We start from the raw sequence: 22,023 nt of genomic DNA, 5'->3' as shown, positions 1-22,023 counted from the left end.
ACTTTCATAATTATTTTTTTCTATACTAAGTTATGGTAAATTCGTGTACCTTGACATAGACAAATATATATTTTTAGAAAATTACCCTTAATCTATAGAAATTGCACATTAATTGACCCGTGCGCATAAAATTTAAAAAAAATCTGTTTAGGGGTATCCAAATTGCAAAAATATGAGATTATTATTAATCCAAAATTACTTAAAAAATTGGAGAAAGATAACTGGTTTGAAGACCATGTGCCAGCTGTCTTAAAGATTGATGAAAATCGCTATTCAATTGCCTTAGCCTTAAGGGGAAATGTAATTAGAGATCATAAAAAGAAATCGTATACGATTGTTTTTAAAAAACCTTCTACTGTAAATGGAGCACATGAAATTCATTTAAATGCAGAATATGCAGATGTATCGCTAATTCGGAATAAGCTTTCGCTTGACTTTTTTGATTCAATTGGTGTAATTTCCCCACACTCAAAACATGTCCTGCTTTATATCAATGGAGTATGTAAAGGGACATACTTAGAGCTTGAATCATTTGATCAATACCTTCTTCAAAAGAGAAACTTACCAAATGGCCCAATAATATATGCCACTAATTATCACGCAAATTTCTCATTATTAACCCCGGAAAACAAAGTTAAAACCCGTTTAACTGAGGGGTACACATTAAAATATGGTGATAAAAAATTTCTATCACAAATAGAAATTTTAATCGCCATGATCAATTCCCTTAGCAATGAGGAGTTTGAAAAAGAAATAGTTCAAGTTCTTGATATTGGTCAATATTTCAGGTGGCTTACTGGTGTAGTATGTACCCAGAATTTTGATGGATTTATCCATAATTACGCTCTTTACCAAAATGGAGCAACAAATTTAATTGAAATTTCGCCTTGGGATTATGACGGAACATGGGGAAGAGACCTTCATGGCCGACCGCTTGAGTACGATTTCATTCCAATTACCGGATATAACACCCTTACCGGTAGACTCCTTAATTTTTCAAATTTCAAAAAGATTTATTTGGAGATACTTTCGAATACTTTGAAAGATGAATTTACCGTCTCAGTCCAAGAGCCAATAATTGATGAGCTATTCCAATCATTAACCCCTTATATCAGTCTAGATCCTTATTTAAAATCAAGTGAAGAAGTATTTGAAAAAGAAAAAGCAGTCATTATAAAGTTTATTCAAAAAAGAAACGCTTATCTCAACCAACAATTGAACAAACTCCTTTAATAAAACGAGTATATGGATAAATCCTATGCTCGTTTTTTGCCTATTTTTCTAATTAACTAAGAAAAAAGGCTACTTTATTAGTACAACATCACACCATGATACATATAGATGCAGTGTAAATGTTTATTTAAATAAAAGGAGGAAATGGGTTTTATGGATAAAGATATTATGAAGTCTTTGGTTGGTAAAATAATTAAAATAGATCGGGGAGGTCCTGAATCAAGGATTGGAAAGTTAATGGATGTTCATGAAGATCATCTAATCCTTCTCACTGAAGATGATGGGGTCGTTTACTATAACATTCATCATATAAAAAGTGTGACGGAGAATGCCAAGGAACAGTTGGAATTTAATATTGAAATTCCTGAAGATTTCCAGTATAAAACAGCTACTAATTTCGAGAGTCTGTTAGATTCCCTAAAATTTCAATGGGTCAAAATTAATCGTGGAGGTCCGGAGAAATTAGAAGGTGTCCTCAGCGATGTCAATAAAAATTTTGTTTCATTGATTAATAAAGAAGAAATCGTTCGTCTATCCATGTTCCACATTCGCAATATTAGCTATGGATTAAAGATTGAAAAGGCTAATGATGAAAAATCTGAAGACAAAAACCAAGGTTCTCAAGAAAAAATGTCACAAAATGATAAGCAAGCCACTCGTCAACGAGTTGTTCAAATGGAAAATAATCAATATGCAAAATAAGGAAAAATAATTACTTGTCGCTTCTCGAAGGAGAAGCGACAACATTATCCCTAAAGGAGGATTACTAATGGGATTAAATAAATTCGCAACTACATTAGATTTATTAAAAGGATATATCGTAAATCTATATGTAGGTGAAGAAGAATATAAAGGCAAATTAATTGGTGTAGAGGCTGATCATATTATTCTCGAAAATGAAAATAATTACATTTTTTATTATAGCATTGATCAAATTCAAGCCATCACAAAGAATACGAAGCAGTTTCAGGGGGAGGGAACAACCTCCAGTTTCTTAAAAACTCAAAGCTTAGTAGAGGTATTAAACTCATTTAAACAATCTTGGGTAACCATTTTATGTTTAAATAAACAAAAATTTAATGGGGTTTTAAGTGAAGTCGATGAAGATTTTGCCACATTAATTAATGGGGAAGAAAGAATTTTAATCAAACTTACCCATATTTCCAATATTTTAAAAGGGTATATCAAAGAAAAAGAAAATGAAGAAGAAAGTAAGGATGACGAAAAACAAGAGGCTGCTTCAACACAAGTGCTGAGTGAAGCATATAGATACCCGGAGACTTTAATTGAAACAGTCAATAATGAAGTTGGAGAGGATTATCTTTCTGATAAACAAGTGATGAAAAACGAAACCGATGAAATTTATGAAGCTTCGAACAATGTAGTTAAAAACGAAACCGATGAAATTTATGAAGCTTCGAACAATGTGGTTAAAAACGAAACCGGTGAAATTTATGAAGCTTCGAACAATGTGGTTAAAAACGAAACCAATGAAATTTATGAAGCTCCGATCAATGTGGTTAAAAACGAAACCAATGAAATTTATGAAGCTCCGATCAATGTGGTTAAAAACGAAACCGATGAAATTTCTGAAGCTCCGACCAATGAGGTTAAAAACAAAAAAGATGAAATTTCTAAAACTTCGATCAAAGTGATTAAAAATGAAAAAGATGAAATTGTGGAGGCTTCAATCAAAGTCATTAACAATGATAATGATAAACAAACAAAAGTTTGGTCCCAATCCATCAGAGAAGGAAAAGAAAAACTAAAAGAAGCTGCTCCTCAAAAAAGTATTAATGAAATGAAAAAGCAAAATGCGAATGAATCCCAACAGCATAGCAAGAAAATTGAAAAACAAAAGGATATTTACCGTAAACAAACAACTGTAATCGAAAATAGTACCTCACGACAAGTCGGGGAAAAACAAAAAAACCAAGTGAAGGAAAATAAAGGAACAAAAGATGTTAAAGTATCTCAAAAACAAGAGGTAATTAATCCAGTTAATAAAATAAAGGATATTAAACCAACTGCCGCACCAGTGCAACAAGCAAGTGATAAAAAGACCGTCCCTCAAAATCAAAAAGAAGATGCAAGACAAAAGGAACAACCAACAAGAGCTTTCCGTTTTGCAGGTGAGCCAGTAGCTTCTCGTGAAATTGAAAAATCGTCTATCTTTTCAGGATGGCCAAATCCAAATAGACGAAATAAATCGCTATTTTAAATGAAAAAACAATGAATTATTGATAATAATCATGAATTATATCTCAAATAATAGCAATTTCACAGAGCCTATTAACATCCTAAAAACTTTTTACAAAGATGAGTTGGGTAAACAACAACTTTTACTATTGATTTTTTTATAATAAGAGATCAACTCTCCCCTTCTCTTTTTTGTAAATTGGAATCGTCAGGAAAGGATGTGATTAAATGAATTTAAAAGAACATCTCGGAAAATATATTAAACTGGAGATTGCAGGTAAGAAGTATTTAAGTGGAATATTAATTGACATTGGCAGTGATTTATGGGTCATTTTCAATGGCTATGATTATCTATACATTCCAACAATCCATATACAAAACTGGGAATTCTTAAAACAAGATGAAATTGATGAGATTATTATTACGAACGAGCCGACACCAATTTATAATCATAATGAAGAAATTTCCCTCAGGAAAACCCTTACCTCTGCCAAAGGTATTTTTACTGAGATTTTTGTAACAAATAAACAAGCATTACATGGGTATATTATTAGCATTATGAATAATTACTTTGTTTTTTACTCCCCTATTTATAAGACGATGTTTATTTCCCTAAACCACCTTAAATGGTTAATACCCTACACAAACAATCAAAGGCCGTACGGATTAAGCAACTCTAATTTACCAGTCAATCCCACTAACATAACATTTGCAAGGTCATTTGAAGTCCAAATTGAAAAATTAACCGGTGAATTGATCGTTTTTAATATCGGTGAGAATGAAAAAATGTTTGGGAAAATTCAAGGAATTAAGAACAATTTCGTTGAATTAATCGGAGCAAAAGAAAATCCGGTGTATATAAATCTTCAGCATATAAAAACCGTTCACATGACATAAATACTATTAATAATTGTTTGCTTACTAAGTAAACAAGCTTCACCACCATCAGAGTGTCTAACGGCACTCTTTTTATGAAAAGTAAGCTCGGCCATGCCCCAATACAAAAAAGGGAACGTTTGCTGTCCGCCCTCAATACTTATAGATATCAATCATTTCCAAGATACATAGTTTTGGATTTATTTGGAATACGAAATGATATAACTTCAAACCAAATTCCATATAGCAAGGTAACTAATAAAAGAGATCCCATCACATCAAAAATAACGTGCTGCTTTACAAATAGGGTAGAAATGATGACTAAGCCCCCTCCGATATGGGTACATAACGTAATAGCTAGATGTTTGTTTTTAATTTGAAGAGAGCCAAGCATTAAGGCACAGCACGTTAAAACATGAATACTCGGAAAACAATTATATGGCCGATCATAGGCATACACCATAAGGACAAATTTGTTTTAAAGCCGGTCAGCTGCAACTGTTGGTCTCGGAACGGTCGTCTGAAGCAAATAATTTCCCCCACCACAATGATCGATAATGTTTTAAGATATATTTTTGTATCCTTAAAACAAAAGTTTACTAAATAAAAAAATAAATATTCATACCAAAGTCCATATGGAATAATGAAAACGGGTAGGAAAGGAATAGTGTGGTCAAGTGACGTAGAAATATCTAGAGCATTTTGAGTATGATGATTTAATTTTTCATAGATGATCGCACATAGCGGAATGACAAAACAAAAAAAGCAAATAAGCTGCTTTTTTTATCAATTGATTTTTCAAGAATTGTTCCCTCCCCAGGTTGCCATGCACTTGTTTTTTCTCCTTGGCAAAAAATTGTCAAACTGCTGTCTTTACCATAATCCAGTTCATGCTGGTTTTTTCAATTAAGTTATTAATTTATTAAAAAAGCTGGTTCTAGGTTCGATACCTTTGAACCAGCTTTAACTTTATCCATACGGAAAAAGAAATTTGTACTAACAACCGTAATTTTTTTTCGTTACTGTTAAACTTTAACATTTTTGGGTTTTATTTTAAAGTAACTCTTTTTCCCGAATTTTTTCTGTCTCGTTTTTTATTTTATTCATAAGTTCTTGTACAGTCTGATTTTTGGCCAATCTCGGGCTCTGACCTGCCCAAAGTGATAGGTATGCCGGATTGCCTTTCGTTGCTGAAGCTTTTCTTATCCCTTTTGTTAATTCATTTTGTATTGGATAATCAGGGACTTCTTCCTCATTCACTTTCATTTTTTCTATAAAAGAATTCTTAATGCCCCTCGCCATTTTACCTGAAAACGATCTTGTCAATATGACTTGTTCTTCTGTTGCTTTGAAAATTTCGTTTTTATGTGTTGGATTAGCGCCGCTTTCTTCACAAACCAGAAAAGCTGTTCCCATTTGTACACCTGATGCGCCGAGACATTTTACTGCCATTACTCCCCTTCCGTCCATTATTCCTCCTGCGGCAATGATTGGAATCCTAATACAGTCGGCCGCTTGGGGAACAAAGGACATCAACCCAATTAAACTTTGCTCGGCATCACCATAAAATGTTCCACGATGTCCACCGGCTTCTGCACCTTGTACTACGACTGCTTCCATCCCGGCTTGTTCATTCAAGATTGCTTCCTGTACGGTTGTCGCGGTACCGATAGGTGTAATTTTATTTTCCTTTAATTTGGTTATGATTTCGGGTGAAGGAATACCAAAGGTAAACGTACAAACCGGTACTTTTTCTTCAAGTATTACATTTATCTGTTGATAGAAAACTTTCAGATCCTGTTCATAATTAGGAAGGACAGTGGGTCTGTCTACACTTAATTCTTCCATGATCGGCTCCAAAAAGGTTTTTGCAGCCGTCAACTTTTTTTCGTCAAGGGAGTATTTTACGGGAACAAATAAATTAATACCAAATGCATGATTCGTCATTTGTTTAACGTCTCTTATTTGCTCCCGTATTTGAACGGGGGTCATATAACCTGCTCCTATCATTCCGAGTCCTCCGGCATTAGAAACAGCCGCAACTAGCGCAGTTGACGTGGGTCCGCCAGCCATAGGAGCTTGAATAATTGGGTATTTAACATTTAGGAGCTTAGTTAAATATTTTTTCCACATGATTTCCACCACTTTCTTCTTATACTATTTTGACGGTTTTTGGGCATGGTTATATTTTCAATCGTTTGAGAAATACTTATCTTATAAATGGTTGAATTTCTTGGATATTTTAAACCTAAGTATTTGGTTCCAGTGTGTGTAGAGAATACATTTCTTTTTAGGAGTAGTTGCCATGAGAAAATCTTTTTTCACCACTTTTGTCTCTATAATTTGGTGTTTGTGTTCCTTTCAACCTGTTCAAGCTCTCTCAGGAAATCGAGCTGAGTACGAAAAAACAGGAAACGTGATTTGGGAAACCAGAACAAAAGAAAAAATAGTGGCAATTACATTTGATGATGGTCCAAATGAACTTTATACTACCGAAATATTAGACATATTAGCTAAATATCATGCAAAAGCAACCTTTTTTGTTGTTGGGAAACAAGCCGAAAAATGCCCTGCTATCATAAAACGAGAAGTAAAAGAAGGCCACGAAGTAGCGGCTCACTCTTATACTCATAATTACAATAAAAATATAAATGAAGAGGAATTTAAGGATGAATTAGACCATAGTTCAAATGTTATCCAACGAATTACAGGATATAAGCCAACACTTTTCCGACCTGTCGGGGGATTCTATAATGATATTATTGTTAATACGGCTATAAATAATGACTATCGTGTCATTATGTGGTCTTGGCACCAAGATACAAAAGACTGGAGCAAACCAGGAATTAATAATATAACGAACCAAGTCATTTCAAATGCGAGACCGGGAGATATAATCCTTCTCCATGATTCCGGTGGAGACCGCTCACAAACAGTTAAAGCACTAGAAAATATACTTCAATATTTTAACAAGAGCGGCTATAAATGTATAACAGTATCAGAAATGCTATATCGATCAAAACAGACAATACCCGAAGTATTCCATTTATTCCCATGAAGGTGACAGGCACCCTTTGTGGACAGATAACTCATTTTGTCCGCGTGCAGTGGACGTTATGCAGAAAGTGAAAACTAGCTAATCTCTGTTTGGTAGGGTAGTAGAATACTAAACACTATCAGATATCTCCACACCTACTGGCGATATATTACATAATAGTTAATTTTAACATAGTTGGTGGCGTATGGATGAACATTACGATAATTTATGCTATGCTAAAATCATATCGACGATTAAGTTGGTGAATACATGGAACGAATTATTTTATTTGATGGCATATGTAATTTTTGCAACCAAAGCGTGCAATTTATTTTAAAAAGAGATCCAAATGGTCTATTTAAATTTGCTTCTCTCCAAGGTGAAACTGCGAAATCACTCTTAAAAAAGTATGACTTTAATAATGAGATAAACAGTTTTGTTTTGATTGAAAATGAAAGGATTTTCATTAAATCAGATGCGGCTTTACGTGTTTGCAGAAACCTAAAAGGTCCCTGGAAGTTGTTATCCATTTTCTGTATCATCCCTCCTTTTATCAGGGACTTCCTTTATGATGTAATTGCTGCGAATCGATACAAATGGTTTGGAAAAAAAGAGAGCTGTATGCTCCCTTCACAGGTTTGGAAGAAAAGATTCTTAGAATAAAAGGAGAAATTAAGTTTAAATATGAAAAAAGACTGAGAGTAGAATAATCCCCTGTCTTCTCCACGTGGACAATATGATAGGATTGTCCACGAACGGTGCCTGTCACCAAATTATGTGTCACCAAAATATGCCTGATGGGATGCCTTGTGAAATTCCCCTATGTATTTAAACAATACCTTACCATCCATTGGCAATGAGGCATTAGGGTGAAGCTTTAAATACATGGCTTGATAAGGTTCCGGGACCCAAATGTATTGATGAATGTAATCCGTTAATGTAAACCCGCATTTTTCCCAAAAAAGAATTCTAGCTGAATTTTCCGGTAGCTTGTCTGATTCTACTTCAATGATCAAGCTGTCAAAGTTCCCTTCTATACCTGCCCAGTCTTTTAATAAGTCGATAATTTTTAGACCGAGGCCTTTATTACGCCAATCTTTGTGGACAGCCAGATAATCAATTATAACGGCACTAGAGCCTTTCAGTTTGCCTGTCAAAGCCATTCCTATTACTTGTTCACCGATTTTCGCCAAATGAAGAAAACAAATTCGCTTCCTAAACATATTACGAATGATTTTTTCCGGTTTTGCCCCCTTTTCCCCAAAAGCTTGTTGATAAACAGGGCTTGCCTTTTGCCAATTTTCTTCGTCCCATTGATCAATGGTTATAAGCTTCATTATCATTTCCTCCAAATCGACCTATTCCCCTTATTATTTTTCTATCATAAAATTTCACTTTTTCGCAATGTTTTTTGGGGTTGGACAAGCGAATTAATGGATAAGAAAATTAATCGTTTTAACAGAGGAAAATGTACAAATAGACAAAAAAATAACCTTTGATCTATAGAGTCAAAGGTTCAAAGAAAGCTTAGTGGTCTAAGCTAAGCTTTCACTTTAGGAGGTCTAAACTCAGAAGAATTTAAACATCTTTATATTACCATTTTCTAAATTTTCTTTCAATAGTTTAAAGTGCTAAAGCGAAAATTAAATCTATAGTACTAAGGGAATAATGAGTATTGAAGACTATTGACCGCATAAAGCAAGTTTTTATGGCAATCAATAAATCCTGGATTTATACAATTATTTTGAATAAGTGGACATTCAATTAATGAAGTTCTTGAATGTCAAACATAAGTTTATTATGTTCATATATTATTGTACTCTATTGATAGTATCCTTTACAATTGACATATATATAAAGTTATTGGGAGTGGTGTTTTTTTATGTGCGGCCGATTTACATTAACTGCTTCTATCGAGCAAATTATGGACCGTTTTGATATACAATCCTTCCTGGATGAAGAGAATTTTTCCCCAAGCTATAATATTGCTCCATCACATTCTGTTTTAGCAGTAATTAATGACGGGCGAGCAAATCGAATGGGCTTTTTAAAATGGGGATTTATTCCTCCGTGGGCAAAAGACATGTCGATTGGCTATAAAATGATCAATGCACGGGCCGAAACCTTATCCGAAAAACCAAGCTTTCGACAAGCATTCGAAAAGAAACGCTGCATAATCGTCGCTGATAGTTTTTTTGAATGGAAACGAGAAGATGATAAAACGAAAACACCAATGCGGATTAAACTTAAAACAGATGAACTCTTTGCCATGGCAGGAATATGGGGAAATTGGAAATCCCCTGAAGGAAACTCAGTCTATTCTTGCTCTGTTATTACAACAAAATTTAATGAATTGATGAAAGACATTCATGATCGAATGCCTGCCATTTTGAAGAAAGAAGATGAGAAAAAATGGTTAGATCCATCCATTTCTGATACAAGTTTTCTAAATCAACTTTTACATCCATTTGATGAAAAACAAATGGAAGCATACAAGGTCTCCTCACTCGTCAACTCGCCAAAGAACAACACAATCGAAATCATCGAAAAGATTTGTTAACACGTTTATCGTGGCTGGGTCTCCCCATTTCTTACTAAATAATTTTGCGTAATTATGAAAAAATTTTTTCTACTCGGGACAAGTTCACTATACGCACGTACAAGCCGCTTCATATGTTGTATTAACCCGTGAATTTTCCTTCTTTAGAAAGTGGTTGCCGCCACTTTCTTTTTCTTGTTTAGTAATTCATAACAATACAAAAAACTCCGTGATTAAATAAATCCCGAAGTTCTATTTTATTAAAATTTAATCCACACTTATACAAATAATAACCTATATATATAATTTTGAATTTGCTAAAGTCTTACTGTCCCAATAAATGACAAACAGGATACCCTTCTATGCCTTTACATACCTGGGAATCCACTCATACCTGTCATGCCGCTTTGCCCAGGGGATCCACCCGTGCTTGTCATTCCAGCTTGACCCGGGAATCCACCCATACCGGCCATACCACTTTGGCCGGGGAATCCACCCATACCGGTCATACCACTTTGGCCGGGGAATCCACCCATACCGGTCATACCACTTTGGCCGGGGAATCCACCCATGCCGCTCATGCCGCCGGGAAATCCACCCATGCCAGTCATGCCACCGGGGAATCCACCCATGCCGCTCATGCCGCCAGGGAATCCACCCATGCCGCTCATGCCGCCAGGGAATCCACCCATGCCGCTCATGCCGCCAGGGAATCCACCCATGCCGCTCATGCCGCCGGGAAATCCACCCATGCCGCTCATGCCGCCGGGAAATCCACCCATGCCGCTCATGCCGCCGGGAAATCCACCCATGCCGCTCATGCCGCCGGGAAATCCACCCATGCCGCTCATGCCGCCGGGAAATCCACCCATGCCGCTCATGCCGCCGGGGAATCCACCCATGCCGCTCATGCCGCCGGGAAATCCACCCATACCGGTCATGCCGCCGGGAAATCCACCCATACCGGTCATGCCGCCAGGGAATCCACCCATGCCTCCAAATCCACCTTGGCCTGGGAAACCTCCCATACCTCCAAATCCTCCATGAAACATATCTCTGATCTCTCCTTTGTATAGGTTTCAGTCTAGACTATGTTAATGAAGGAAAATGGCGTAGGCAGCAGCCCATCTATAATAGATAAAAAAGAAGTAACCTGCTATTTTGGGAATAAGTGAAGCAAATGGAGATGTTTTTTTCGTCACAAAGTTGAAATTGGCATTATTAGCGATAAGCTTGCAATCCTATCAAGTGCAAAGAAGAATTTAAGAATTTGTTAAGGTACGTGCTTTATAATAAGCTACATGAATGAACCCCTTTTAAAATATATTTTTTAGACCTGGAAATTTCCAGGTCTCTTTTTTTTAAAAAGGCTCTGTTAAACTTGCCTGTTGAATTCCGCCCCAATCAACATAGTGAGCAAATCAACAATGCGCTTTAACATAGCCTTTAAAAAATGCGCAGGTTTTCAAAAATGAAAACCATATGCTTCTTTGAATACCCTTTTCAAAAATTATTCAATACCAGGAAACCACCCCGGACGATTTATGATGGCTTGCCAGAGCGGATCTGGAACGACAAGCTCTGTTTGTTTATTTTTATCAATTTTAGTTACGATTTGGTCTTCTCTGCCTTGCTCCACTTTTTGTACCCAGTCAGGATCGATGATAAGCTCACGTGCTAATGCAACCAGCGGCACTCCAGTTTGAAGGGCGTTAACTGCTTCATCAGCAGTATAAATCGAACCAACGCCGATGACAGGCACATGATTCCCAACTCGTTCCTGGATAATTTCAATTCGTGGACGGGAATCCTCTACTCCCCTTCTTGGCGTTGACCAGAAATCTTGTAGTGAAACATGCAGATAATCAAGATTTTTTTCAACTAATGCGTCTATTAACACCAATGTGTCTGCCATAGTGATACCGGGAGTTTCAGGCTCCTCCGGGGAAAAACGATATCCAACAAGGAACGGAACGTTCGAATGTGCTTCAGCTACCCTCTTTACCTCATCTACAACAGCTAGCGGAAACGCCATTCGTCTTTCTAGACTGCCGCCCCAACGGTCTTCCCTGCGGTTGGAATGAGGGGAAAAGAATTGCTGAATCAAATAGCCATTCGCACCATGAATTTCCACACCGTCGTACCCCGCCTCAATCGCTCGGCGAGTTGTTTCCCCAAAATCGCGGATAATTGATTCGATTTCGGCTTCAGTTAACTCCCGTGGGACTGGCTTTCCAGGTCCTTCAGCTGGAACGGCACTCGCGCTGACCACATCTCCATTGGGCACTAATTCCGGTGGGACTTGGCGGCCGCCATGGAAAATTTGCAAGATAGCCTTAGCACCTTGAGCTTTAATTGCTGTTGCCAATTGTCGTAAACTAGGTACCATTTCATCCCGGTCTCCGGCAAATTCACCATGGAAACCTTTACCGTTTACTGTTACAAATGTACATGCAGTAATGACCATTCCGACACCACTTGAACGTCGCATATAATATTTCAGTTCTGCATCAGAAACAGTACCATCTGCATTGGATGAAAAATTTGTCATTGGTGCCATCACTATTCTATTTTTTAATTGAATTCCCTTTGAAAAGGAAAATTTTTCAAACAACGGTGCATATTTGTTGTTCATTTTTATATCCTCCTTCATTTTCCATTTACATAAGATCAGTATAGATTATCAAATTAAAACATTAAATTTAGTTAGCGGTAGCAAATTTAGAATTACAATGACATGTGCTTGGAAATTAAGTCTGTTAGGGCATCTTTAGGTTGATAACCAATAACCTTCTCCACCGGTTCCCCGTTTTTGAAAAGAATCAATGTCGGAATACTCATCACTCCGTAGCCACTTGTTGTTTCCGGGTTTTCATCTGTATCAAGCTTAATTATTTTTACTTTATTTCCAATTTCGCTATCGATTTCCTCCAACACAGGTGTGATCATTTTACACGGTCCACACCATGGTGCCCAAAAATCTACTAATACGAGCCCTTCGTTGATATTTGCCGAAAAAGTTTGATCAGTTACATGTGAAATTGCCATTTTATTTTCCTCCTAAAACTTATTTATTGGTTTCCCGTTTAATTTGAGTTCCCAATTCGATTTCCCCTAACTAAAAATTTCTGTTTTTTCTTCTTAACTTCAGGTTGTTTCTTAGCCGATATTAATTTGTCAGTCAACTCCATAAACCATTGTTCATCGTTTGTTACTAATGCTAAATCGATTAATGATAAAAGCTGACTTTCACTAATTACTGTTAAATCCGGTAATTTCTCAGTCCATTTCTTTGGAAGCCATAGTGATTTTCCAATAGCTTTTTCATTGTCACTTTCAACCACGTTTACTTTCACAATTTCTTTTGTCGAGTCAACGGTTTCAACATAGCCGTGAATTAATTCACCCTCTCTGGATCTTCCCTGAACCCAATCTCCATTTACAAATCTATAATTATTACTCATTCTAAGAACACCTCCAAAAATGTTATCAAAATAGTTACAGTTTAATACAAAAAAAGAACCTGCAGTCTATTTCTTGTTTTATCTGTAATTAAAAAAATTACAGTATGAATAGAGTGAAAAAATTAAATCCGTGTTAGGGACATAATTTAATTTTTTCTAAAACAGAACTAATAGTTATTTTTTCTAAATATTTTTCAAAATACAATTCTGCTTCATGGAATATTTCATCCATTACCACCTGGGTATTAGACGATACCACACATTTATGTTCGGGATCACCTGTACACCAATTTGGTTTTAAAGTTCCATGTGATATTGTACGGTAAATATCTGCTAAAGTTGTCTCTTGAGGATTACAGTCCAGAATATAGCCTCCGCCGATTCCCTCTTTCGTCTTAACCAGCCCTTTTTTTCGTAAGCAGCTCATGATCTTACGAATCCTAGCCGGATTTGTTGAAACATTTGCAGCAATCGTATCGCTGCTTGCCATATGTTCCGGTAAGTAAGCTAAATAAACTAAACTATGAACGGCTATTGTAAATTCACTATTCACTGCAATCACCTCCTCAAGAAGATTACTGTAATTTTATTGCTTACAGTTTGAAAAGTCAACAAAAAAGAATGGACGATATGGATTATTTTTATAAAAAGGAAGAAGGCAGTAAGAAATATGCCTGCTCCCTTGTTTATTATATGTAAAATAAAAAAATTGTTGTAGCTTACCATCATCTTTATTAAAGAAAAATAGTCTTGTCAAACCTCTCTATTCATAACTTGTTTCGATTCTCTGTTTTTTATTTTTGAAGAAACATCCTTTTTACACTTCATTAAGAATCCCGGTCATCAAATCCGGATAATTTTTCTTAATATCCTCGATCGGCATATTATTAGAACTGGCAAGCTCCTTAATACAATCCTGATCATAACGGAGCCATGAGGCGTAATTTCTTTTGAGATACAGTTCTGCTTCGTCAAACGAAGGAAAAAGCTGTGTCAGTTTTTTTCCACTATGGATAATAACATACTTTCCATCTGTCTCAGGATAAATAAAAGAAATCTCCCCTTTGCCGTTTTGAAAGGAGGTTCCGTAGCCTGCCCCTTTTATATTCAATTCATTACGGTCAGGTTCCGGTTTCAATGGAGGGATTTCAAAGACATTAATGACATATTTTTTAAATGCTTCCTCTGTCAATCCGCATCCCGATGCTTTTGGATGTCCTCCTCCTCCATACTTTTTTGCATAAGCAGAAACATCGATATCATCATGTATCGTTCGAAACCCCATTTTTTTGCTGCCTACATTTAAAAGGGCAATCATGTCCAAATGGGGATTCAGTTGATTCAAAGCATTGCCAAGCTCTGATAAATATTGTTCGGCATGAACAATTCCTACACAAAAGTCATCCACAAACGTTTGGACTAACTGCCTGTTTTTTGAATGAATATATCGATCGATTTTAGTCTCTTCAATATCAAGGATGAGGTTTTCCATTTCCGATAATGAAAATGATTCCTGATTCGAAGCCAATCTTTTTAACATTTCTTCTTCAAATTTTTCTCGCCCTAAAATATAGAATAGATCGTTTAGTCGTTTTGATGTGACATTATTATTTTCCTGCCACTCCCATGTATCGTATTGGCGAACCAAATCAACGAATTCCTCAAGCCCTTTACTCCGCTCCATCATTTTATGTTCAGTAATATAATCATAAAATAATGAGGTTGCACAGGACTTCTTGCCAGTATCATATTCAGGCTTGACTAAAGCCCATTTATAATCATTAAAATGCAATGCTGTTACATGATGGTCGAGCATCCTTACGTGTTTTCCATCACGAAAACGCTTGTCTAATTTTTTTTCAACAGAATCATTCACTGCAAGATCAGTTATATACATTTCATCCTGAACGTGATCCGGGTTTTCAATAAACGCCTCTACTCTTTGGTTTAAAATCCGATATGAACAATAATCCACACTAGCGTTCTCTCCAAAGGCTAATTTTGCAATGACCCCGCAGCCGAGACCATCTAAATCGATGTCAGTAAAAAGTTTAATCATACCTATACACCATCCCCATTTTTTCATAACTTATAGTTTGTAAATTATCCATTAAACTTATACTGAAATAAATTTTCATATTAAAGATTCAAATGCATGATGAACAATTCACCTTTAGATCCCATAGTACGAATTCCTTTATCTACGAATCCGCAAGTTGTATATACGTGCTGTGCCACAAAATTCTTATGGTTTACTGCTAATATGATTTCATTTTTATTAATGAAATGCTCAGAAATAAAGGATGGTAATAATCTTAACGACTCTTTAGCTATTCCCTTTCCTTGGTATTTAGAATCAATGGAATATGCCCGCAACAGAAGGGCTCTTTCATTATCGCTGTATTCCTGTACTCCATTCCATCCATGAAGAACGAAAAAGCCTGCAGGCACATCATTATGAAAAATCATAATTGGAATAGGATCATCCTCATCCTCACATTTCGTGATTGCATCTAAAGGATGTGAGGTAAATTTAATTTGTTCTTCTGATAGAAAATAATTTTCCAACATTGTTTATACCTTGGTTCATAAAAATCTAATCGAGTGATCCCCTTAATAATCAATCATTTTTCCTTCCTGACCCCACAGTCACTTAATCAATTATTTCCTACATTTCACTTTAGCAGATTTAAACGAAAAAATAAAAAATTTCCAATTGTTCCAAGTTTTCATGTCGGCATTATATAAATTCGCTCATTTTTCTTGATTAAACGAATAAACTTTAGGAATATAAAAGAATTGCATTAGATTGTGTTTTAGGGATTAAGAAGGGAGAAATAAACATGTTTTTTATCCCAACAGTTGTTAATATTGGCGGCATTAAGGTCAACAGTCCTGATCATGGGAGTGCAGTATCGTTTGGTTCTAATTTTTCAGTAGGTATTCGGGTTGCCGGTAAAAAGAATCAAGGCTTTGGCCAACAAATGGCTGATTTTACTGGTGCAGTTCTTCCCATTTCAATTATTTTCGATGACGATAACATTGACAGCTCTTCGAAAAAAGACACCCTTTCGTATAATAATTAGATTTTATCAAACTACTAGCATTTAGCTATCTTTATGTAGCATTATGTTATATAACTGATAGCAATTAAATTATCCGATCCAGTAACATTGAACGGTCTGATTAAAATACCATTATAAGATTAAAAAACACTATAGGAGTGATTTATTTGCTAGTGGGAGCATATGCAATCAACCTTCTGGGTTTTAAAGTAAATACAATTGATAATACCTCGAATCTTAATTTTGGCCCTAATCAATATTTAGACCAATTTCTTAGTTATAAAAGGAATCAAGGAGTCGGCGAGCAAAATGGCGATATCTCGCCAATTTACATTCCGATTTCATGGGTTGTTGATCCGGATGTGACGGATAGCAATTCGGCAAAAAACAGTATTATTTAATCATATCGACTTGAATCGTGTTGATTCCAATTTTTATTCGAGGGGGTTAGTATGATGTTCGCACCAATGGTGGTTAATTTTTTGGGTTTAAAGCTTAATGTTCTCGATCATTCTTCATTAATGAATTTTGGTCCAAACCAATGGATTGACCAGTTTATTTCCTATAAACGAAACCAAGGTTTTGGGGAACAAAACGGTGATATCGTACCGATCATTATTCCTATCTCCTACGTATTAGATGCAGATTTATGTGATAGCAATTCGGTCAAAAATAGCATTATATAAGAAAACCGAAAACGCCCTTTTAGCGAAGTACACTAGTCCCTAAGGCGCCGAAGCTAGACAATTCTCAAAGTCAAAAATTTATACATCGTATCTATAAAAATAAAAAGCTGGCTCAAACCAGCTTTTTATTTTTTTGAATTTTAATTTACAAATCGATCGGACTTCCCTTGGGCATCCCAGTATTCATCCCGAAGGTGAACTTTTTGAATTTTCCCTGATGCTGTTTTTGGAAGCTCCTCGACGAACGTGACACCTGTGATGGCTTTAAAATGGGCTAATCTCTTTCTGGAGAATGCAATGATTTCCTCTTCGCTTACCAGTTGGTTTTCTCTTAACACCACATATGCATGCGGTGTTTCTCCCCATTTTTCATGCGGAATGGCAATGACTGCAGCTTCAAGTATTGCCGGATGCTCATATAAAGCCCCTTCAACTTCAATCGAAGAAATGTTTTCTCCTCCGCTAATGATAATATCCTTTTTACGATCAACAATATCGATATGGCCATATTCGTCAACTGTTCCCATGTCACCTGTATGCAGCCAGCCGTTTCGAATTACTTCCATCGTTGCTTCTGGATTTTTCCAATATCCCATCATAACTCCATGACTTCTTGTCACAACCTCACCAATTTCTTTTCCGGTATGTGCCACTTCATCACCCTTTTCATTGATGACTCGCACATCACAGCCGATCATTGGGTACCCTGCTTTTGCTTTTATTCTCGACTTTTCTTCAGGTGAAAGGTGCTGAAGCTCGGAACGGATCGTAGAAACCAAGCTGAGAGGAGTAGATTCAGTCATACCATAAACTTGGATAAATTCCCAGCTTAGTTCCTTTTCAACCCTGCTGACAAAAGCAGGCGGTGGCGCTGAGCCTGCTATGACAACACGAACATCCTGTTCGATCTTAGGTTTATTCTTTTCATAAAACTGTAAAAGTGAATTTAACATGGTTGGTGCCATGTGAAGTACAGATACTTTATGTTTTTGTATTGCATTAAAGATGGACTCCGGTGTGGCTTTCTTGAGGCAAATATGTGTGGAACCATTCGCTGTGTAATAAAAAGGTGATCCCCAGCCATTTACATGGAACATCGGGAGGACATGGAGGTAAACGTCACGGTCGCTGACGCGCAAGTGATGCATAGTGCTTAGGGCGTGAAGATAATTATTGCGGTGTGTTAGCATGACACCCTTTGGATTACCGGTAGTGCCGCTCGTATATAACAAACTGCAAACGTCATTTTCATCAAGGTCAGCTCGCTTGAAGGAAGAGGTAGAATTTCCTGCTAACCAACGGTTGTAATCGGTTTCATTTGTTTCCTGATTTTTATAATGAACAATCCTGTGCTCGACCGTTTCAAGTTTATTTTTTATTGGCTCAATTAAATGATAAAGATCCTGGTCAACGAAAAGGACCTTTGATTCACTGTGATTCAAAATAAACAGGTAGTCTTGTGGTGTTAAACGAACGTTCAGAGGCACCATGACCGCCCCAAGCTGAAAAACCCCATAAAAGCCTTCTAGCATTTCAATCGTATTCGGCGCCAAATATGCAATTCTATCCCCTTTGACAACACCCAGGTTCCTTAGACCATCTGAAAGCTGATTGACTCTGTTGTTTAATTCTCTGTATGTATACACCCTGTCATCACAAAAAACAGCCTGTTTATCTCCGTATAATGCTACGGCTCGATCCAAAAATTCGGGCAGCACTAATGGTACATTCATTGTTATTCACCCCTGATAAAATTTTAATTTTCTAAATATAATTAAATTTTACCATATCTATACTTAAAAATACTACCTATTATCTAGATTTGTTATAGTACAGTTATCACTGTAGAAATAACAGAAATGGAAAGAATGGGACATTTAAAGGAAACAGTTATATTCCTAAATATAGATATACCGCTTAAAAAGTAATAAACCCCTAAACTTAGGGGTTTATTAAATAATCAATAATAAGTACTCTCACCGAAACCACATTTTTGGCATTTCCTCATTCCTGATGATTCTAGAAATATATGTTTACAATGATGTTGGATATTGTTAATTTTTCTTTGTAAGTGATGGATCTTCTGATGTAAGATTTCTACTTCTTCCTTTAATTTCTTTATCTCATTGAAATTACTATTATCGATAAATCTTTGATCCATCATTTACAAATTCCTCTGCCTTTTGTTTCATTCCCTCTTCAATGGCTAATTCCTCACCTGGTTGATCTCCATTTGCCATTCCGCGAATATCATGAGAAATTCTCATTGAACAAAACTTTGGTCCGCACATCGAACAAAAATGAGCAGTTTTTGCTCCTTCAGCCGGAAGAGTTTCATCATGGTATTCTCTTGCCCGTTCCGGGTCTAATGAGAGATTGAATTGGTCCTCCCATCTGAATTCGAAGCGAGCTTTCGATAAGGCATTGTCACGAACTTGTGCACCTGGGTGTCCTTTGGCTAAATCAGCTGCATGAGCGGCAATTTTATAGGCAATAACACCATCGCGGACATCATCCTTATTTGGAAGGCCTAAATGTTCTTTTGGTGTAACATAACATAGCATAGCTGTTCCGAACCAGCCGATCATTGCAGCACCAATGGCTGATGTAATATGATCATATCCTGGAGCAATATCGGTTGTTAATGGTCCTAATGTGTAAAAAGGTGCTTCTTTGCAAATCTCCATTTGCTTATCAACGTTTTCTTTAATCATATGCATCGGCACATGCCCGGGACCTTCGATCATTACTTGAACATCATGCTTCCAAGCAATTTCAGTTAATTCGCCCAATGTTTCAAGTTCAGCAAACTGCGCTTCATCATTGGCATCAGCTATGCTTCCGGGACGCAATCCATCCCCTAGTGAAACAGAAATATCATATTGCTTCAGAATTTTACAAATTTCTTCAAAGTGAGTATAAAGGAAGTTCTCTTGATGATGAGCTAAGCACCATTGTGCCAAAATCGAGCCGCCTCTGGAGACAATTCCCGTTGTTCGTTTGGCTGTTAATGGAATATATCGTAATAAAACACCGGCATGTATCGTAAAGTAATCGACCCCTTGTTCCGCCTGTTCAATTAGCGTATCACGATAAACTTCCCAGGTTAAATTCTCGGCAATTCCATTCACCTTTTCAAGTGCCTGATAGATTGGCACAGTTCCAACCGGAACAGGGGAATTGCGGATGATCCATTCTCTTGTCGTATGAATATTTTTCCCAGTTGATAAATCCATGATGTTATCGGCACCCCATCGAGTTGCCCATGTCATCTTTTCAACCTCTTGCTCAATGGAGGAAGTAACAGCTGAATTCCCAATGTTCGCATTAATTTTCACATGAAATTTGCGTCCAATTATCATTGGTTCACTTTCAGGATGGTTTATATTTGCCGGTATAATTGCTCTGCCTCGGGCAACCTCGTCACGAACAATCTCGGGATCGATATTTTCACGAATCGCGATGTACTCCATTTCAGGAGTAATAATGCCTTTTTTAGCATAGTGCATTTGCGTGACATTTTTTCCTTCTTTTGCACGTAGAGGTGTTTTATTAAGATTAGGAAACCATTCAAGGTTTGCACGTTCATCACCTTCAAGGTATCCGTTATCTTTAGGTTTTATTTCTCTGCCTTCATACGTCTCAACATCATTACGTTCGAGAATCCATTTCTTCCGTAACGCTGGAAGTCCTTTTCTAATATCGATATGGTAATTTGAATCTGTGTATGGGCCGCTTGTATCGTAGACCCGGATTGGTGCATTTTCTTCTTCTCCAAAACTAGTTTCTGTTCGACTTAACTCAATTTCTCTCATTGGAACCTTAATATCTGATCGTGATCCCTCAACATAAACTTTTTTACTTCCCGTAAATTGTGATTTTAACTCAATGTTCACTTCTGCTTGCTTTTGCATGAAACTTCCTCCTTAAAATGGGTAGATTTTTCGATCAGGAAAGTAACAGCATAGTTCATTACAAGCAGCCTTTCGGACAAACGTGTAAATGAATGACAATAAAAAAAAGGTTCTGTTTACACAGAACCTGATTAATCGTCAAAAAGTAGTGGCGTGTTCACAAAATTAAGACGACGCCTTCGAAACTACTTCCCTACGCTGGTATCATCCAGATCAGGTTCAAAGGGTCAAAGAATTTTACGCATTCTTTTCTCAGTCCGAGCCATCGGACCCCCCTAGTAGAGCTATTGAATTTAATTATGTAACTTTAGGTTTGATAATAACATAGTGTTCATTATTTTGAAAGTTTTAATTTTAAATATGGGCGTTTTTTCCTATAGAATGCTTTATTTTTTTGATTCGTCCGGTTCAAAAACACCACATTGATGTAACGAGGTTAAAAGTTGTTTTATTTGAATTAATTCCCCTTCGATTCGATGAAGGTGACTCTGCATATCATCAATTTCCTGTTCAGCTTTATAATTTATTGCAAAATCAATAATGGATTCGTGTTTATCACGGGAAGCCTGCCTATTCTGACTCATCATGATGACAGGGGCTTGAAAGGCAGCAATAAAGGATAAGCATAAATTCAATAAGATAAAGGGTGGTTCATCGAAATGAATATGCTTGGTAAACGCAATCGTATTCCAGACTATCCAAACGGTAAGAAATACTCCAAACCAAATAATAAATTTCCAACTACCGCCGAATTTAGCAATTTTGTCTGCAAGTCGGTCTGCTTTCGTTGTTCGTTTTACATATTCTTCGTCAAGATGAGTCATTATGCTGCTTTCGTAGTTATCCACTAATCGATCAATGCGTTGTGCATCATTTTTATTAATTTCAATATCAAAACCTTGAATAATTGAGGCATCGTCTTTAATTTCAGGCTTCACATAAAAAATCTTCCTTTTATCCATTGTTCTCATTCCTTCTACAAATAAAAGCTTTGTTAGGTGATTAAGTTT

The 22,023-nt window shown here is 36.5% G+C and carries 22 protein-coding genes and 1 riboswitch; of the genes, 10 read left to right on the top strand and 12 right to left on the bottom strand.

What is annotated here, in order from left to right; translation table 11 throughout:
- Nucleotides 1–162 precede the first annotated feature (162 nt).
- The 4 genes from AC3ANV_RS12540 (at nucleotide 163) to AC3ANV_RS12525 (ending at nucleotide 4,329) form a co-directional block, all read left to right on the top strand.
- A complete protein-coding gene (locus AC3ANV_RS12540) occupies nucleotides 163–1,233 on the top strand; it encodes a CotH kinase family protein (protein ID WP_488313907.1) in 1,071 nt (356 codons plus the stop codon).
- Nucleotides 1,234–1,386: 153 nt separating this feature from the next.
- Nucleotides 1,387–1,935, top strand: coding sequence for a hypothetical protein (locus AC3ANV_RS12535; protein ID WP_488313906.1), 549 nt, complete (start codon nucleotides 1,387–1,389; stop codon nucleotides 1,933–1,935).
- Between the two features lie 67 nt (nucleotides 1,936–2,002).
- Nucleotides 2,003–3,454, top strand: coding sequence for a hypothetical protein (locus AC3ANV_RS12530; RefSeq protein WP_488313905.1), 1,452 nt, complete (start codon nucleotides 2,003–2,005; stop codon nucleotides 3,452–3,454).
- Between the two features lie 206 nt (nucleotides 3,455–3,660).
- Nucleotides 3,661–4,329, top strand: a complete 669-nt coding sequence (locus tag AC3ANV_RS12525) for a DUF2642 domain-containing protein (protein WP_488313904.1) — start codon at nucleotides 3,661–3,663, stop codon at nucleotides 4,327–4,329.
- Nucleotides 4,330–5,361: 1,032 nt separating this feature from the next.
- Here the strand turns inward: AC3ANV_RS12525 and AC3ANV_RS12520 are convergent.
- The gene (locus AC3ANV_RS12520; RefSeq protein ID WP_488313903.1) at nucleotides 5,362–6,441 is read right to left on the bottom strand and encodes an NAD(P)H-dependent flavin oxidoreductase; all 1,080 of its coding nucleotides are present in this window, start codon (nucleotides 6,439–6,441) and stop codon (nucleotides 5,362–5,364) included.
- 172 nt (nucleotides 6,442–6,613) lie between these two features.
- Here AC3ANV_RS12520 and AC3ANV_RS12515 point away from each other — a divergent pair, with 172 nt between their 5' ends.
- Nucleotides 6,614–7,366, top strand: a complete 753-nt coding sequence (locus tag AC3ANV_RS12515; RefSeq protein ID WP_488313902.1) for a polysaccharide deacetylase family protein — start codon at nucleotides 6,614–6,616, stop codon at nucleotides 7,364–7,366.
- Nucleotides 7,367–7,615: 249 nt separating this feature from the next.
- Nucleotides 7,616–8,008, top strand: coding sequence for a thiol-disulfide oxidoreductase DCC family protein (locus AC3ANV_RS12510; RefSeq protein ID WP_488313901.1), 393 nt, complete (start codon nucleotides 7,616–7,618; stop codon nucleotides 8,006–8,008).
- Nucleotides 8,009–8,118: 110 nt separating this feature from the next.
- On the opposite strand, the gene AC3ANV_RS12505 is transcribed toward AC3ANV_RS12510, so the two are convergent.
- Complete coding sequence (locus AC3ANV_RS12505; RefSeq protein ID WP_488313900.1) at nucleotides 8,119–8,682, bottom strand: GNAT family N-acetyltransferase; 564 nt, start codon at nucleotides 8,680–8,682, stop codon at nucleotides 8,119–8,121.
- A gap of 545 nt (nucleotides 8,683–9,227) precedes the next feature.
- Between AC3ANV_RS12505 and AC3ANV_RS12500 the strand changes: the two genes are divergently transcribed.
- Nucleotides 9,228–9,905 carry an SOS response-associated peptidase gene (locus AC3ANV_RS12500; protein WP_488313899.1) on the top strand — a complete coding sequence of 226 codons (678 nt, stop codon included), beginning with the start codon at nucleotides 9,228–9,230 and terminating at the stop codon, nucleotides 9,903–9,905.
- A 347-nt stretch (nucleotides 9,906–10,252) separates the two neighbouring features.
- Here the strand turns inward: AC3ANV_RS12500 and AC3ANV_RS12495 are convergent, their stop codons facing one another.
- The 7 genes from AC3ANV_RS12495 to AC3ANV_RS12465 form a co-directional block, all read right to left on the bottom strand.
- Complete coding sequence (locus AC3ANV_RS12495) at nucleotides 10,253–10,912, bottom strand: hypothetical protein (RefSeq protein ID WP_488313898.1); 660 nt, start codon at nucleotides 10,910–10,912, stop codon at nucleotides 10,253–10,255.
- A gap of 482 nt (nucleotides 10,913–11,394) precedes the next feature.
- Nucleotides 11,395–12,519 carry an NADH-dependent flavin oxidoreductase gene (locus AC3ANV_RS12490; protein ID WP_488313897.1) on the bottom strand — a complete coding sequence of 375 codons (1,125 nt, stop codon included), beginning with the start codon at nucleotides 12,517–12,519 and terminating at the stop codon, nucleotides 11,395–11,397.
- Nucleotides 12,520–12,611: 92 nt separating this feature from the next.
- The gene (gene trxA, locus AC3ANV_RS12485) at nucleotides 12,612–12,932 is read right to left on the bottom strand and encodes a thioredoxin (protein ID WP_488313896.1); all 321 of its coding nucleotides are present in this window, start codon (nucleotides 12,930–12,932) and stop codon (nucleotides 12,612–12,614) included.
- Between the two features lie 38 nt (nucleotides 12,933–12,970).
- A complete protein-coding gene (locus AC3ANV_RS12480; RefSeq protein WP_488313895.1) occupies nucleotides 12,971–13,348 on the bottom strand; it encodes an IDEAL domain-containing protein in 378 nt (125 codons plus the stop codon).
- A gap of 133 nt (nucleotides 13,349–13,481) precedes the next feature.
- On the bottom strand, nucleotides 13,482–13,901 hold the full coding sequence (locus tag AC3ANV_RS12475) for an RrF2 family transcriptional regulator (protein ID WP_488313894.1): 420 nt from the start codon (nucleotides 13,899–13,901) through the stop codon (nucleotides 13,482–13,484).
- Between the two features lie 264 nt (nucleotides 13,902–14,165).
- The gene (locus AC3ANV_RS12470; protein WP_488313893.1) at nucleotides 14,166–15,407 is read right to left on the bottom strand and encodes a DHH family phosphoesterase; all 1,242 of its coding nucleotides are present in this window, start codon (nucleotides 15,405–15,407) and stop codon (nucleotides 14,166–14,168) included.
- Between the two features lie 80 nt (nucleotides 15,408–15,487).
- Nucleotides 15,488–15,919 (bottom strand): GNAT family N-acetyltransferase, encoded by a 432-nt coding sequence (locus tag AC3ANV_RS12465; RefSeq protein WP_488313892.1) that lies wholly within the window; start codon nucleotides 15,917–15,919, stop codon nucleotides 15,488–15,490.
- 272 nt (nucleotides 15,920–16,191) lie between these two features.
- On the opposite strand from AC3ANV_RS12465, the gene AC3ANV_RS12460 reads away from it, so the two are divergent.
- From AC3ANV_RS12460 to AC3ANV_RS12450, 3 genes are all read left to right on the top strand, one after another.
- Entirely contained in the window at nucleotides 16,192–16,434 is a 243-nt protein-coding gene (locus AC3ANV_RS12460; RefSeq protein ID WP_488313891.1) for a hypothetical protein, read from the top strand.
- Nucleotides 16,435–16,580: 146 nt separating this feature from the next.
- Nucleotides 16,581–16,814 (top strand): hypothetical protein, encoded by a 234-nt coding sequence (locus AC3ANV_RS12455; protein WP_488313890.1) that lies wholly within the window; start codon nucleotides 16,581–16,583, stop codon nucleotides 16,812–16,814.
- A 51-nt stretch (nucleotides 16,815–16,865) separates the two neighbouring features.
- On the top strand, nucleotides 16,866–17,099 hold the full coding sequence (locus AC3ANV_RS12450) for a hypothetical protein (protein WP_488313889.1): 234 nt from the start codon (nucleotides 16,866–16,868) through the stop codon (nucleotides 17,097–17,099).
- 140 nt (nucleotides 17,100–17,239) lie between these two features.
- On the opposite strand, the gene AC3ANV_RS12445 is transcribed toward AC3ANV_RS12450, so the two are convergent.
- The 3 genes from AC3ANV_RS12445 to AC3ANV_RS12435 all read right to left on the bottom strand — a co-directional run bounded on the left by AC3ANV_RS12445 (nucleotide 17,240) and on the right by AC3ANV_RS12435 (nucleotide 21,975).
- Nucleotides 17,240–18,832, bottom strand: a complete 1,593-nt coding sequence (locus AC3ANV_RS12445; RefSeq protein WP_488313888.1) for a long-chain-fatty-acid--CoA ligase — start codon at nucleotides 18,830–18,832, stop codon at nucleotides 17,240–17,242.
- Between the two features lie 405 nt (nucleotides 18,833–19,237).
- On the bottom strand, nucleotides 19,238–21,013 hold the full coding sequence (gene thiC, locus AC3ANV_RS12440; RefSeq protein ID WP_488313887.1) for a phosphomethylpyrimidine synthase ThiC: 1,776 nt from the start codon (nucleotides 21,011–21,013) through the stop codon (nucleotides 19,238–19,240).
- 173 nt (nucleotides 21,014–21,186) lie between these two features.
- Nucleotides 21,187–21,300, bottom strand: a riboswitch (TPP riboswitch).
- 99 nt (nucleotides 21,301–21,399) lie between these two features.
- Nucleotides 21,400–21,975 (bottom strand): DUF1003 domain-containing protein, encoded by a 576-nt coding sequence (locus AC3ANV_RS12435; protein WP_488313886.1) that lies wholly within the window; start codon nucleotides 21,973–21,975, stop codon nucleotides 21,400–21,402.
- Nucleotides 21,976–22,023 lie beyond the last annotated feature (48 nt).

The sequence above is a fragment of the Neobacillus sp. DFD-2R genome (assembly GCF_057747865.1).
Note: the sequence above shows the minus strand (reverse complement) of the source record. Positions and strands in the feature narration are given on the sequence as shown.

Coding starts and splice junctions, on each gene's coding strand:
- AC3ANV_RS12510 (WP_488313901.1), top strand. CDS start 7,616: ATGGAACGAATTATTTTATTTGATGGCATATGTAATTTTTGCAACCAA.
- AC3ANV_RS12465 (WP_488313892.1), bottom strand. CDS start 15,919: ATGTTGGAAAATTATTTTCTATCAGAAGAACAAATTAAATTTACCTCA.
- AC3ANV_RS12450 (WP_488313889.1), top strand. CDS start 16,866: ATGATGTTCGCACCAATGGTGGTTAATTTTTTGGGTTTAAAGCTTAAT.
- AC3ANV_RS12445 (WP_488313888.1), bottom strand. CDS start 18,832: ATGAATGTACCATTAGTGCTGCCCGAATTTTTGGATCGAGCCGTAGCA.
- AC3ANV_RS12480 (WP_488313895.1), bottom strand. CDS start 13,348: ATGAGTAATAATTATAGATTTGTAAATGGAGATTGGGTTCAGGGAAGA.
- AC3ANV_RS12515 (WP_488313902.1), top strand. CDS start 6,614: ATGAGAAAATCTTTTTTCACCACTTTTGTCTCTATAATTTGGTGTTTG.
- trxA (WP_488313896.1), bottom strand. CDS start 12,932: ATGGCAATTTCACATGTAACTGATCAAACTTTTTCGGCAAATATCAAC.
- AC3ANV_RS12470 (WP_488313893.1), bottom strand. CDS start 15,407: ATGATTAAACTTTTTACTGACATCGATTTAGATGGTCTCGGCTGCGGG.
- AC3ANV_RS12435 (WP_488313886.1), bottom strand. CDS start 21,975: ATGGATAAAAGGAAGATTTTTTATGTGAAGCCTGAAATTAAAGACGAT.
- AC3ANV_RS12500 (WP_488313899.1), top strand. CDS start 9,228: ATGTGCGGCCGATTTACATTAACTGCTTCTATCGAGCAAATTATGGAC.
- AC3ANV_RS12520 (WP_488313903.1), bottom strand. CDS start 6,441: ATGTGGAAAAAATATTTAACTAAGCTCCTAAATGTTAAATACCCAATT.
- AC3ANV_RS12495 (WP_488313898.1), bottom strand. CDS start 10,912: ATGGGAGGTTTCCCAGGCCAAGGTGGATTTGGAGGCATGGGTGGATTC.
- AC3ANV_RS12505 (WP_488313900.1), bottom strand. CDS start 8,682: ATGAAGCTTATAACCATTGATCAATGGGACGAAGAAAATTGGCAAAAG.
- AC3ANV_RS12525 (WP_488313904.1), top strand. CDS start 3,661: ATGAATTTAAAAGAACATCTCGGAAAATATATTAAACTGGAGATTGCA.
- AC3ANV_RS12535 (WP_488313906.1), top strand. CDS start 1,387: ATGGATAAAGATATTATGAAGTCTTTGGTTGGTAAAATAATTAAAATA.
- AC3ANV_RS12490 (WP_488313897.1), bottom strand. CDS start 12,519: ATGAACAACAAATATGCACCGTTGTTTGAAAAATTTTCCTTTTCAAAG.
- AC3ANV_RS12460 (WP_488313891.1), top strand. CDS start 16,192: ATGTTTTTTATCCCAACAGTTGTTAATATTGGCGGCATTAAGGTCAAC.
- AC3ANV_RS12530 (WP_488313905.1), top strand. CDS start 2,003: ATGGGATTAAATAAATTCGCAACTACATTAGATTTATTAAAAGGATAT.
- thiC (WP_488313887.1), bottom strand. CDS start 21,013: ATGCAAAAGCAAGCAGAAGTGAACATTGAGTTAAAATCACAATTTACG.